This is a genomic window from Hugenholtzia roseola DSM 9546 (assembly GCF_000422585.1).
Lineage (GTDB): Bacteria > Bacteroidota > Bacteroidia > Cytophagales > Bernardetiaceae > Hugenholtzia > Hugenholtzia roseola.
In genome coordinates this window covers 303888-316852 of the sequence record NZ_KE383878.1, presented here as the reverse complement: position 1 = coordinate 316852, position 12965 = coordinate 303888, and the positions used below count along the sequence as shown (strand labels likewise).

The following is a 12965-nucleotide window of genomic DNA, read 5'->3' as shown; positions in this document are numbered from 1 at the left end:
CCCCAAACCCTAATGGTCTTCAAGACCCTTAGGGTTTAAGTCCAAATTTTATTTCGTTTCAAATTTGACAAAACAAGGCTTTTCACAAAACTTAACATTACTGCATGATGGCGGGGCTTTGATATGGTATCATTTTTTTTGTATTTATGCAAAAAAATGATTTGATTTTCGAACCCTCCCTTATGGGGGGAGGGCAGGGTGGGGGTTCAGCAGGTTTGCTCGAAGCACAAAACACCATTTTTTACTTTCTGAACGTTGCAACAATGCCTTTTTTTGGAAACCACTTATATAGAACAGAAAAATAAAGCTATACAAAAAAAGCGTATAAAAAATAAACCCTACCTTTTTCAAGATAGGGTTTTAGTAGCGGAGACTGGACTCGAACCAGTGACCTTTGGGTTATGCTTACCACTATAGTTTTCACTACCTTCCGTAGAAGTTTGTGGTCTGGACTTTACCTTCACCCGCCTTTTAAAGGGTAGGGTGTTCGCCATCAAGTCTCTACACCTTCATCGTTTGATGCTTGGCTCGGTATTACCATACGAAAGGCTTCACCGAATTTGACGAATTATCACTTTGAAATTACTTTCAAAGCAGCCCTAAAAAGTTGCGGATATTCTCTACATTCGTATAATGCAGAATCCTTTGCTGCAACCTTTACAATACTTGAGCCCAACGAGCTACCAACTGCTCCACTCCGCGATATTGTGATACAAAGGTAGGGCTTTTTTAGATACCCTCCAAATTTTTGAGGAAAAAAAATGCAAAAAAGCGGAAAAAAAAGCGTTTTTTCTTTTCGCGAGCCGCTTTGCAAGGGTGAAAATCTCTACTTTTTTTCCTATGTGCTTGATAGATAGCTCATTAGAAAAAGGCTGTGCGAAGGGCTTTTTTTACCCTTCGCAGGTGAGTTGGCTTGCTAAAAAGCGGCTAATCTTTTATTTTTGAAGATACGCCTATAATAGCCCTCCAAATTTTCTGCCTCAAAGTTGTGTTTTTGGCTCAAATCATCGAGCTGGACTTGGCGCGAAGTCTGAATTTCTTGGGTTACGACCTCCAAAATATCGAAGGCATACTCTGCCATCATATTTTCGGTATCGAGGGTAGGATTTACCTCTACCATTTCCCAACAACAAACTTTGGGCGAACGCACCAAAAGGCGATTGATTTCACGCGCCTGCTCAAAAGAAAGTCCGTTTTCCACAGGCGTACCTGTGCCTTCGGAAAGGCGCGAGTCGATGCTATCCACATCAAAAGAAACATAAATATAATCGCAATCTTTCAACTGCTCTAAGGCAGCCGCCACTACCTTTTCTACGCCCAAGCGTTCTATTTCAGAAACAGGGAAATTTTTGATTTGATATTTATCTATCAAAGCCAACTCCTCTTCCTCTAAGTCGCGCATGGCGATAAATACGATGTCGGAAGGTGAAATATTTGCCCCTTTGCCCCCCATATTTTTGAGTTTGTTCCAATACCTGACGGTTTCGGGGTGAGGGTGGTTGCGTTGAAATTCTTTGTTGTCTAAGGCTGTGGCAATGGCTAAGGGCATGCCATGCATATTGCCCGAAGGACTGGTGTAGGGCGAGTGCAAGTCGGCATGGGCATCTACCCAAATTGCACCAATGCGCTTGTCGGTGTAGGCGGCTTTTACGCCTGCTATCGTGCCTGCGGCAGTGGAGTGGTCGCCTGCCAAGACGATAGGAAAATAATCGTCGTCTAAAACTTCGCGTGTGGCACTGCTCACGCGCCAAAGCACTTTATAGACCGCATCGATGTATTTGGCATAGGGAAAGACATTCTTTTTGAAAAGGCTATCATTTTCTATCTTTACTTCGATAGAATCGAAGCGGGCAAAGTAGTCGCTTCCTTTGTCTAAACAAGCAGTTTTGAGCGCGTCGATGCCCAAACTTGCGCCGCGTGTGCCTGCACCTAATTCAGACTTTACCTGTACTAATTTAATAAAATTAAAGGAATCCATTTTAAAATTGTGTGTTTGGTGTAAAAAGTGGTCTTCGCAAAAAGCGGATTTTGTCTGAGCTAAACTGTTTTTTTCCGCCCTGCAAGATACAAAAAATAAGCGTTCAGACTTTCGCCTATCTGCCGTGCTGGGGGCTTTTTAGCCACAATCGGAAATTTTTTCCTACTTTTGCCATCTATTTCAAAGTGGCTTGTATGTCTAAAAAAATTGTCATCATCGGCGGCGGCGCAGCGGGTTTTTTTGCGGCGCAATTACACAAAACATGGTTTCCTGCCCATCAGGTCTTGATTTTGGAGCAAAGTGCGCAGGTCTTGAAAAAGGTCAAGATTTCTGGCGGAGGGCGTTGTAATGTAACACACGCCTGTTTTGATGTCAATAAATTGGTGCAGTTTTATCCACGTGGGGGCGATTTTTTGAAAGAACCTTTCCAAACCTTTCAGCCCAAAGATATGGTAAAATGGCTCGCACAGAAAGGCGTTCCTACCAAAACCGAAGCCGACGGACGCATGTTTCCACGCTCGAATCAGTCGCAGACGATAGTAGATTGCCTATACAAAGGAGCGATAGAAGCAGGCGTAGAACTGCACCTACAAATGCCTGTGCAAGGTTTGGTGCAAAAAGATAAAAAATGGGAAATTTTATTGAAAAATGGCAAAAACATAACAGCCGATAAGGTGCTAATAAGTGCAGGCAGCAGCCCTGCCGTTTGGAAGTGGTTAGCTCCTTTGGGCGTTGAAATTGTGCCACCTGTGCCGTCGCTTTTCACCTTCGAAATCCAAGATGCGCGTTTGGAAGGTTTGGCTGGTATCGCCCTCGAAAAGGCAAGGGCAGAAATTCCCCAAACAGACTTAGCCGAGGAAGGTGCGTTGCTCATCACGCATTGGGGGCTTTCTGCACCTGCTATCTTGCGTCTTTCGGCTTGGGGAGCGCGTCAGTTGGCAGAAAAAAATTATCAATTTGAGCTAAAAGTTAATTGGAGTGGCGAATCGCCCGATAAAGTTCTGACCGAACTCAAAGAGAAACGCGACCTTTGGAACAAAAAAGCCGTAGCTGCTAATCCGCTTTATGGGCTACCTGCCCGTCTTTGGAAAAGCCTGATGGCGTTTTTAGAAATAGACGAAAAACTCAAATGGGCGCAAATCTCTAAAAAAGATTTAGCTGCTTTGCACCAAGAACTTACATCTGCCACTTTTCAGGTGAAAGGCAAAAGTACCTTCAAAGATGAATTTGTTACGGCAGGTGGAGTGGCGTTGCACCAAATCTCGAACCGTACTTTGGCACATAAAACCCTGCCCTCGCTCTACTTTGCAGGGGAGGTCTTGGATATAGATGCCATTACGGGCGGCTTCAACTTTCAAGCCGCTTGGACGACGGCATTTTTGGCGGCACGCGCTATGGGGGAATCGTGTTAATTTTTAAAAAGGGCGGTTTAATGCAGGAAAAAAGCAGGTTTTGTTTTAAGTTGGGCAGTACGAAAACTCAACTTTGCGTTGTGTTCAGACGGGCGAAGCTGGAGCTTCGCGCTACAGTTGTAAGGAAAAGGCAGTTTTTCTTCGAGGTTGGTTTGAAATAAAGCAGAACTTTAAAATTTTAAAAAATTAGTATAAAATTTATTTTATTCTTTCAACCTAAGTTGCTTTAAAAAAATGCTCATTTTGGCAGGATAGTAGAAAAAAGTATGTGGAATACGGTCGTTGAACTGTGCAGCGTACTCCTCCAAACTCAAATCTTCGTGCGGACTAATACAAAAGGTGTAGTTTTTTTTTATGTTTTGGCGAAACTCTAAAAACTCATGTTGTGAGATGCCTCCAAAGAGTTGATGCTTTCCAAAACCTACTACTTGCCCTTTTTTGTTTAAAAAAATCTCAAAATAGAAACGATTTGCGTCATTATGGTCGGAATTTACTAAATCTTCGTACCATTCCTGACTAAAAGTTTCGATAAGGCAGAGTTCGATGCGCTTGTAGTTTTCAAAGACGCAAATATTGTCTTGTGCCTCTGTCGGCTGTGCAAAACAGGCAAAGACGAGCAGGCTAAAAAGTTTCAGCAGTAGTTTCATTTTATGATGGAAAGCCGTTCCAAAAGAGGTATCAAAACAAAAGAAATATCAAAATAAAAAGTGCCTACCTTTCACACTTAGGCAGCTTTTATTTTTAGGGCAAATGGGGCAGTTGCACAAGGCTTCTATCTGCTAAAATTATGCAAATTTCGCAGGCGAGGCAAAATTAGGCATTTCTGTTCAATTTTTTGAAAGAAACCTTACATAAAAATTAAAAAATTGCGCTTAACGCTGTTTTTTTGCCCATTCTAAGTAGTTTTGGATTTTGGCTTCGGCTAAAAGCAGTTCTTTGGTATGATAATGCAGCCCCAAAGTTTTTTCATCAAAAAAATCGTGTAGCGTGTTATGGCACAAACGGCAGAGCATCAAGCCGTGCGACTGCATCTCTTTCTTAGAAAAAAGTTTTAAAAATTGTTTCTTTTTATGCATTTTTCTGGGAATAAGGTGGTGAAAAGTTAGCTTTTTCCCTTCTCTTTCACAAAGTTGGCAAGCCGTATCAGACTCTGGCTCTTGGTCGGATTGTGTATCTTGGGTTTGAGGGTTTTCCAAATGGTTGTCGTCAGGGTTTGGAAAGTCCTCCTTTGAATAGGCATCATTCATGGCAGCAAAGCGAGGTTGGAGTGGAAAGGTTGCTTTTTCAGAACGCAGGGAGGCGAGAAAAAATTTCTGCTGTGGCTTTTTTTTCTCAATTTAGGGGCAGAAAGCCACAAAAAATCGTATTTTAGCCTGCAAATTTGGCTTAAAATCTTACTTTTGTAGGTCAGTTGCAAAAATCAAAAAAGCACCCAACTCGATGCCCAAAATCCTCATCTTGCGTTTCTCCTCTATCGGCGATATTGTCTTGACTACGCCCGTTGTGCGCACACTCAAAACGCAGCTCGATGAAATTGAGTTGCATTATGCTACCAAGCCGCAATTTGCCAACATTGTAGCGCAAAATCCTTACATAGATAAAATTTATACCTTAGAGCCTAAAAAGACAAACGATTTAATAAAAAAATTAAAACAAGAGAAGTACGATTACGTCATCGACCTGCATCATAACCAGCGCACTTATTATATCAAATGGCGGCTGGGCGTTAAAAGCTATGCTTTTCCTAAGTTGAATTGGCAGAAATGGTTTTTTGTCAATTTCAAGAAAAACTACCTGCCCAACGTGCATATCGTAGATAGGTACATGCAGACGGTTGCGCCTTTGGGGATTAAGATGGATAATTTGGGGTTGGATTTTTTTATTGCCGAAGAAGACGAATTTGAACTGCAATGGCTACCAGAAGCCTACAAAAAGGGCTTTGTGGTGTATGCCTTGGGCGGCACACATGCCACAAAAAGGCTGCCTTTGAACCGAATGATAGAGCTATGCGATAAAATAAACAAACCTATTATTTTATTAGGCGGAAAAGAAGATTATGAAATTGCGCAGCAGCTTTATGATTTTTTTGAGAAAGACCAAGCGTCAGATTTGGATAAGGCTTTTGAAAAGCTCAATAAAAAGGCGCGTATTTTCAATCTTTGTGGCAAGCTAAATTTGGGGCAGTCGGCTTCTTTGGTAAAACAAGCGCAGGTGGTTTTTACGCACGATACAGGGCTTATGCACATTGCGGCGGCTTTTCGCAAGAAAATTTACTCGATATGGGGTAGCACCTCGCCACATTTTGGTATGTATCCCTACCGCACCTCTTTTGTCGTCTTTGAAAACAACCAACTTTCCTGCCGCCCTTGCTCTAAAATTGGCTATGCGAAGTGTCCCAAAGGGCATTTTAAGTGTATGAACGAGGTAGTCTTCGACTTTTGGCTACCTTAGTTTGGCGTTTTTTGGGAAAGGCAAGATTACTTTTTTTGCGTTCTGCCTCGTTTTTACAAAAAAAAAAGCGCGGCATTTGTGGAATCTTGTGTTTGCCTGCATCTAACCTGCAAAAGACAAACCCATTTTTATTTTCTCACCCTGATTCCAAAAAAGCCATGCAGAAACCTTATTTTTCCCTTGCCCTACTTTTGGCTATTTTCGCCCTTTTTAGTGGCTGCCAAAATGGAACATATAGCCGTTCTGAACAGAAAGCAGAAGTTGCCGAGTATCAAGTCGCTCCCACGATGGCTTACGAAGAAATGCCCGCCAAACTTGCCGAGCCAAAAGATGCAGTAGTGGAGATGCCACAAGAAAACACAAATGAATTTACACAAATTGTAGATAATAAGTTTGTAAAAGTAGGCGATGAAGCACTTTCCACTTTTTCCATAGATGTAGATAACGCTTCCTACGCCTTGATGCGCAATGCCATCGAAAACGGCATCTTGCCCCAAAAAGATAGAATCCGTATCGAAGAATTAGTCAATTACTTTGAGTACGATTATCCCAATCCGAAGGGTGAGCATCCTTTTTCTATTAGCACCGAAATTACAGACGCGCCTTGGAATAGCAAGCACAAATTGGTGCATATCGGCTTACAGGGCAAGCAGGTAGATTATGAAAACCTTGCGCCTTCCAACTTGGTCTTCCTTATTGATGCTTCTGGTTCGATGCAAGATGAAAACAAACTGCCTTTGCTCAAATCTTCCCTCAAACTTCTTTTAGACCAACTTTCCGAAAAAGACCGCGTCGCGATTGTGGTCTATGCAAGTGCGGCAGGTGAAATTTTACCTTCTACTCCAGCCTCTGAAAAGGATAAAATCCTAAGCGCACTCGATAATTTAGAAGCAGGGGGCAGCACCGCAGGCGGCGCAGGTATCCAACTTGCCTATAAAATTGCCAAAGAAAACTTTATCGCTGGTGGCAATAATCGCGTTATCCTTTGCACTGACGGCGATTTCAATGTAGGGGTGAGTTCGGCAGAGGATTTGGTAAGCCTTATCGAGCAGAAGCGCGACGACCATATTTTCCTGACGCTTTGTGGCTTCGGCATGGGCAATTACAAAGACCGCCAAATGGAGGCTTTGAGCAATGCAGGAAACGGAAATTACTATTACATCGATAACGTGCAGGAAGCCAAAAAAGTCTTTGTACGCCAAATGCGTGGCACGCTCTTTACCATTGCCAAAGATGTCAAGGTGCAGGTAGAATTTAATCCTGCCCAAGTGCAAGCCTACCGTTTGATTGGATACGAAAATCGTATGCTCAATAAAGAAGATTTCAACGACGACAAAAAAGATGCAGGCGAATTGGGCGCAGGACATTCCGTAACGGCTCTGTATGAAATCATACCCGTAGGCGTGAAAAGCGAGTTTCTGCCTTCGGTAGATGACCTCAAATACCAGAAAAACGAAAAAAGCACTTATACCGCCGCTGCCGCTTCCGACGAGATTCTAAACCTCAAACTTCGCTACAAAAAGCCCAAAGAGGATACCTCCAAACTTATCGTGCAGCCACTTTTGAATAAGTCGGTAGCCCTATCGGAAGCCTCTGAAAACTTGCGTTTTGCCGCTTCGGTGGCTGAATTAGGTCTAATTTTGAGAGATTCGCCCTATAAAGCGCAAGCCAACTATGCACAGGTTTTGGATTTGGCAAAAAATGCCTTAGGCAAAGACAGTCAGGGCGATAGAGCAGAATTTGTGAAATTGGCAGAAAGCTGCATGATGCTGGCAAAATAATTCTTTTCTTTTTCAAAAAAAGACGCTTTTCTTCTTTTCGCAGGGAGGAGCGTCTTTTTTCAGGCTTTTTCGGGCTTTCTAACGCAAAAATACGCTTGCTACCATTTTTTTTCGTAAAATTGTATTCGGATTCGATACCTATATTTCGCCGCCTTCTCTGCCCACAAACGCCACTGCCAAATGGCACAGGTGTAGGCACAAAAGTAGGAGGCAAGCCCCAAGTGCAGGGTCTGATTTTGGCTTTTTTAGCCTCAAAATTACGCCTGCTTCGCACAATTTGGGGGCTTAGGTAAGAAGACAAATCTGGATACAAAGACTTGCTTTGTCGGAATCATTTTCAGACTACAACCCTGCCGCCTTTGTCGGGGCAAGGTAGGAAAAGACCCAAGGGCGTTCCTATTTTGCAAGCCTTATCGGGCAGGTGTCGGGTGTAGAGCGTTTGCTTTCTTATGCGATATTCATTGTTTTTCCATATAAAAGGGTAGAGAAGTGGTGTTGGCTCGATGCCCAATCGCTTCAAATGCCCATACTTCAAAAGCAGCCTTGTGCTGCGGTTCTTTATTTGTTTCTATGCTTTTGCTCCTCTATCTTTTCTTTTTGTGGTGTTTTCTAATTGGGTGCTGGTCGGAAGGTCGGTTTTCCGTTTTTGCCTTCGAGGGCAAAGTGCGGAGGGCGAAAAAACGAGCGCGTAGCCTCGAAAGGGCGTTGCTGGTTTCTATCCTACCTTCTCTATCCTACCTACAAACACGAGCGGTCTTTTCGCTTTCCAAAAGGAAAGGGACTGGCTTTGAGATTCATTTTCTAAGGTGCTTTGTCTTGCCCGAAAAGGTTTCACAAAAAGCCCTGACTTGGATAGAACGGCGTTTATTTTCTATTTCTTATCCAAAGATGCACATTTGTACCTAAAAAATGGCTTTTTCTGAAAGAAAATATATCAAACAAACAAATACTGGAAGTCTTTTATATACCCAACGATAGTATCGCTTTTCCCTTTCTAAACCTAAGATTCAAACAAAGGCAGAAAGGCAGCAAGCCTCTGAAAATCAAGCCGCAGCGGATTCTACTCAAAATTGTACCCCAAAAATGGCAGACGTTTTTCTATTCGCATAGATTGTATCTCCTTTTTGCGGGACAACGGACAAACAAAGGGCGGTCTTGTGCAGATTTGTGCCATCGATATCCACCTTTTCGCCCCAATTAGGTATTTTTTGATGCCTATGGGCTTTTCTTTTCATTATCGAGGCAATTATCTGTATGAACGAAATATCATTTATTAGCACGCTGCTCATCGCGCTCCTTGCCTTAGCCGTAGGCATTTGGATTGGGCGCAATATGCTGCACAAAGTCTTAGGCTCGCTCTATCAGCAGGCACAGGAGAAAGCCGCCCTTTTGGAGCAGGAGGCTCTCAAAAAAGGCGAAACGTTTTTAAAAGAGAAAGAATTAGAGGCAAAAGACCATTTTTTGAAGCTCAAAAGTGAGCATCAGAAAGAAATGGATAAAAAGCGCAGTTTATTACAAGCCCAAGAGGAAAAAGTTAAGAAACTCGAACATGGGTTTCAGCAAAATTCCAACCGCTTAAAACAAAAGGAAACGCAGTTGCAAAAGGATTTGGAGCAGGTAGGGCGCGAAAAAGAGCGCGTAGAGCAGCTCAAAGAAGATTGGCTTCGCAAAAATGAAAGCCTGATAGAAGAGCAGCGCAGTTTCGAGCAACTCAAAAAAGAGCAACTTTCTCTTTTGGAGCGTTTGGCAAAACTTTCGCAGGAAGAAGCCAAAAAACAACTTTTAGAGTCGGTACAACAAGAAGCGCGTACCGAAGCCTCCGCCAAGATGCACCAAATTTTGAGTGAGGCACAATTAGCCGCTACCAAAGAGGCAAAGCGTATCGTCCTGACGACTATTCAGCGCACCGCCACCGAGCATACGATTGAAAATTGTATCTCTATTTTTCATTTGGAGAGCGATGATGTAAAAGGAAAAATTATCGGACGCGAGGGGCGCAATATCCGCACCTTAGAAGCTGCCACAGGCGTAGAGATTATCGTCGATGACACGCCAGAGGCGATTACCATTTCAGGCTTCGACCCTGTAAGGCGCGAAGTGGCGCGACTTTCCTTGCAGCGTTTGGTTGCAGATGGCAGGATTCACCCTGCACGCATAGAGGAGGTTGTCGCCAAGACCAGCGAGCAGCTCGAAGAGCAGATTTTGGAGTTGGGGGAGCGTGCAGTCATCGAGTTGGGCATACATGGCTTGCACATCGAGCTTATTAAGTTGGTAGGACGCATGCGTTTTCGCTCGTCGTATGCGCAAAATCTTTTGCAACATTCGAAAGAAGTGGCACGCCTTTGTGCGACCATGGCGGCAGAGATGGGCTTAAATGCCAAACTTGCCAAACGCGCAGGGCTTTTACACGACATCGGAAAAGTCTATACCGACGACCCCGAAAAGCAGCACGCCCTCTTGGGCATGGAACTTGCCAAACGCTACGGCGAGCATCCCGAAGTGTGCAATGCTATTGGTGCGCATCATGGCGAAATTGAAATGACCTCTCTTATTTCGCCTATTGTCCAAGCCTGCGACGCGATTTCAGGCTCACGCCCTGGGGCAAGGCGCGAAACGACCGACTCTTATTTGAAGCGTTTGCACGATTTGGAAAAATTAGCTACCAGCTATCAGGGCGTGAACAAGTGCTACGCCATGCAAGCAGGGCGCGAGTTGCGCGTATTAGTAGATGCCGAAAATGTATCTGACGAAAGGGCGCAAGCCATCTCCTACGACATCTCAAATCGCATAGAAAAGGAGATGCAATATCCGGGTCAAATCAAGGTTACGGTGATTCGCGAAAAACGCGCCGTAAGTTTTGCCAAATAACTTTCTTTTTTCTTATTGTTTTCTCATTCTATCAAATTCAGTATGTTACAAAGGATTCAATCTATCTTTATACTCATTTCGGCTCTTGCCATGTTGGTGGCTTGCTTTTTTCCTATTTGGATACGCATCGAGGGCGATGTCCAGACTTCGCTTAGTGCGCTTTGTTGGCTCGAAGAGCGCGTAGTGGAGGGCAAAGTTGTAGAAACGGTACAGGCTAAAAGTACAATTTATTTGATGGTCATTGGCATTGGTTCGGCTTTATTTGCCCTTTATATCATCTTTGCCTACCAAAATCGGACACGCCAGATGTTTTTGGTAGTGGTCAATTCGCTACTTATCATGACCTTCGGCGGCGTAGCCACCTATCACACCTATCAATACGACAATGGAAGCTATGCCATTGGCTTTTTTGCCGTCATCATTGCCCTTATTGCCAACCAAACGGCGCGTATCTTTATCAGCCGCGACGAAAAAATGGTGCGCAGCGCAGATAGGTTGAGATAAGCGAGAGACGCGCTTGCTAAACGCTAAAAATCATTTGCTAAGGTAGGGGCAAGGTAGTGCCTTTCCCCTGCCTTCTTTGCTGACGCTTTTTTGTCTGATTTCTTTTCTAATGCCATGAAAAATCAACCTTCGACAATGGTGCAAAAGCAGCGTTTTGAAGATTTTGCCATTGCAACAATGTTAATACAAGACAAAGTTTTAAACAATTATATAAAAAAATACTATTAAATTTAACATATTTTTTAAAAAAATCTAAACTTCGACTCTGCAAATTTTTTTGCTAAAAAAGTCGCCCTCTGTTTGTTTTTTGCAAAAAAAAGTGTAAATTGCTATCTCTATTCGTAAGCTACTTCTTTTCCAACCTAACGCTCTTTATAATATGAACGAATTTGGAGGCAACTGGACAAAGGAAAAAATAGACATTTTTATGAAATATGTGCCTGCCTATCTAACCATCATGCACAGCATGATTAAAGGTAAGCATTACGCCAAAGATTGGAAGCTTATGTTTTTTGATGGATTTGCAGGTTCTGGCTCCATTCATCTGGAAACAGGCGAAGGGATATTAGAAAGTGTAGCCACAAAAATTCTTTCGCTTGACGATAACAAGGGTTTTGATTTGTATAGATTTGTGGAATTAGATAAAACAAAGGCTACGAATCTGGAAACGCTTATTGCCGCTAATTTTCCGAATAAGGTTGGAAAGACAAGGGTTTATCAGGAAGATTTTAATGTGGTTGTCAAGAAAATGGTTGCTTTTTTACAGAAAGAAACAAACTATAAAACCCTTATGTTTGTTGACCCCTTTGGCATGCAAGTTAATTGGTCATCTCTTGAAGCAATGAAAGGATTGGCTATAGACATGTGGATACTTATTCCTACAGGCATGGGTATCAATCGTATGCTGCAAAATGATGGAGATATTAGCGAAAAGTGGTTAGAAAAACTACAAGTATTTCTTGGATTATCAGCACAAGAGATACAAGACCACTTCTACAAAAAAGAAAATATACAGCATCTATTTGGTACGGAAGAAAAAATGATAAAAGAGAGAAACGCTATAGAACTTGCACATCTGCTTTATAAATCACGATTAAAAAGTATTTTTGATAATGTTTCAGATTCTTACGTGATGAAAAATCAGAATAATAGTATTCTATATCATTTTCTTTTAGCCTCTAATAACTCTACTGCAATAAAAATTGCAAATTCTATCATTGGAAAAGGTATTTCTAAATTTTAAAATTATGGCAAAATCAAGTATAGAATGGACAGAAATGACTTGGAATCCAACAACAGGCTGTGATAAGATATCGACAGGTTGTAAGTTCTGTTATGCAGAAATCATGGCGAAACGACTCCAAGCTATGGGACTAGAAAAGTATCAAGATGGGTTTAAAATTCGTATACACCCTAATGAACTTAAACGTCCTTATCTTTGGAAAAAAAGTAAAATGGTATTTGTAAACTCGATGAGTGATTTATTTCATGAGGAAGTACCATTAGATTTTATAAAAAAAGTATTTTTTGTAATGAATGAAAATACAAATCATATATTTCAAGTATTAACTAAACGTTCTGAACGGTTGGCTCAAATAGCTCCTCTTCTAAATTGGACTCCTAATATTTGGATGGGGGTTTCCGTAGAAAATGACAGAACAACGTTTCGTATAAAGGATTTGCAAAAGACAGGTGCAGCCACTAAGTTTTTATCTTTAGAGCCATTGCTTGGGGCTGTACCTCAGCTAAATCTCTTAGGTATTGACTGGGTAATTGTAGGAGGTGAAAGTGGAAAAGGTAAAATTAGACCCATGAAATTAGAGTGGGTGCAGCAAATACAAGAGCAATGTGTTGAAACCGATACCGCCTTTTTCTTTAAACAATGGGGTGGTAAGAATAAGAAAAAAACAGGACGGTTGTTAAATGGAGTTGAGTATAACGAGATGCCTAAAATTTTAGTATAAATATTAT

13 protein-coding genes are annotated in these 12965 nt (G+C 42.2%); 9 read left to right on the top strand and 4 right to left on the bottom strand.

Going from position 1 to position 12965, the window contains the following annotated elements; genetic code table 11:
* Window positions 1–916: 916 nt before the first annotated feature.
* Window positions 917–1978, bottom strand: coding sequence for an arginase (gene rocF / locus G500_RS23125; protein WP_086047869.1), 1062 nt, complete (start codon window positions 1976–1978; stop codon window positions 917–919).
* 194 nt (window positions 1979–2172) lie between these two features.
* Between rocF and G500_RS0109920 the strand changes: the two genes are divergently transcribed.
* Complete coding sequence (locus G500_RS0109920; RefSeq protein WP_027002450.1) at window positions 2173–3390, top strand: BaiN/RdsA family NAD(P)/FAD-dependent oxidoreductase; 1218 nt, start codon at window positions 2173–2175, stop codon at window positions 3388–3390.
* A gap of 203 nt (window positions 3391–3593) precedes the next feature.
* On the opposite strand, the gene G500_RS0109910 is transcribed toward G500_RS0109920, so the two are convergent.
* Both G500_RS0109910 and G500_RS0109905 read right to left on the bottom strand, forming a co-directional pair.
* Window positions 3594–4037, bottom strand: a complete 444-nt coding sequence (locus tag G500_RS0109910) for a hypothetical protein (RefSeq protein WP_027002449.1) — start codon at window positions 4035–4037, stop codon at window positions 3594–3596.
* A 225-nt stretch (window positions 4038–4262) separates the two neighbouring features.
* Entirely contained in the window at window positions 4263–4637 is a 375-nt protein-coding gene (locus G500_RS0109905) for a hypothetical protein (RefSeq protein WP_245574480.1), read from the bottom strand.
* A 193-nt stretch (window positions 4638–4830) separates the two neighbouring features.
* Here G500_RS0109905 and G500_RS0109895 point away from each other — a divergent pair, with 193 nt between their 5' ends.
* The 3 genes from G500_RS0109895 (at window position 4831) to G500_RS25705 (ending at window position 7915) form a co-directional block, all read left to right on the top strand.
* The gene (locus tag G500_RS0109895) at window positions 4831–5841 is read left to right on the top strand and encodes a glycosyltransferase family 9 protein (protein WP_027002447.1); all 1011 of its coding nucleotides are present in this window, start codon (window positions 4831–4833) and stop codon (window positions 5839–5841) included.
* A 158-nt stretch (window positions 5842–5999) separates the two neighbouring features.
* The gene (locus G500_RS0109890) at window positions 6000–7622 is read left to right on the top strand and encodes a vWA domain-containing protein (RefSeq protein ID WP_027002446.1); all 1623 of its coding nucleotides are present in this window, start codon (window positions 6000–6002) and stop codon (window positions 7620–7622) included.
* A gap of 95 nt (window positions 7623–7717) precedes the next feature.
* The gene (locus tag G500_RS25705) at window positions 7718–7915 is read left to right on the top strand and encodes a hypothetical protein (RefSeq protein WP_154657112.1); all 198 of its coding nucleotides are present in this window, start codon (window positions 7718–7720) and stop codon (window positions 7913–7915) included.
* Window positions 7916–7959: 44 nt separating this feature from the next.
* Here G500_RS25705 and G500_RS0109880 read toward each other — a convergent pair whose 3' ends face one another.
* Window positions 7960–8157: a hypothetical protein gene (locus G500_RS0109880; RefSeq protein WP_027002445.1), complete on the bottom strand. Its 198-nt coding sequence runs from the start codon at window positions 8155–8157 to the stop codon at window positions 7960–7962.
* Between the two features lie 41 nt (window positions 8158–8198).
* Between G500_RS0109880 and G500_RS0109875 the strand changes: the two genes are divergently transcribed.
* From G500_RS0109875 to G500_RS0109840, 5 genes are all read left to right on the top strand, one after another.
* Complete coding sequence (locus G500_RS0109875) at window positions 8199–8528, top strand: hypothetical protein (RefSeq protein ID WP_211220152.1); 330 nt, start codon at window positions 8199–8201, stop codon at window positions 8526–8528.
* Window positions 8529–8876: 348 nt separating this feature from the next.
* On the top strand, window positions 8877–10490 hold the full coding sequence (gene rny, locus G500_RS0109865; RefSeq protein WP_027002442.1) for a ribonuclease Y: 1614 nt from the start codon (window positions 8877–8879) through the stop codon (window positions 10488–10490).
* 42 nt (window positions 10491–10532) lie between these two features.
* Window positions 10533–10994, top strand: a complete 462-nt coding sequence (locus G500_RS0109860) for a DUF4293 domain-containing protein (protein ID WP_027002441.1) — start codon at window positions 10533–10535, stop codon at window positions 10992–10994.
* 379 nt (window positions 10995–11373) lie between these two features.
* Entirely contained in the window at window positions 11374–12237 is an 864-nt protein-coding gene (tcmP, locus tag G500_RS0109845) for a three-Cys-motif partner protein TcmP (RefSeq protein WP_027002440.1), read from the top strand.
* Window positions 12238–12241: 4 nt separating this feature from the next.
* Window positions 12242–12958, top strand: a complete 717-nt coding sequence (locus tag G500_RS0109840) for a DUF5131 family protein (protein ID WP_027002439.1) — start codon at window positions 12242–12244, stop codon at window positions 12956–12958.
* The last annotated feature ends 7 nt before the right edge of the window (window positions 12959–12965 follow it).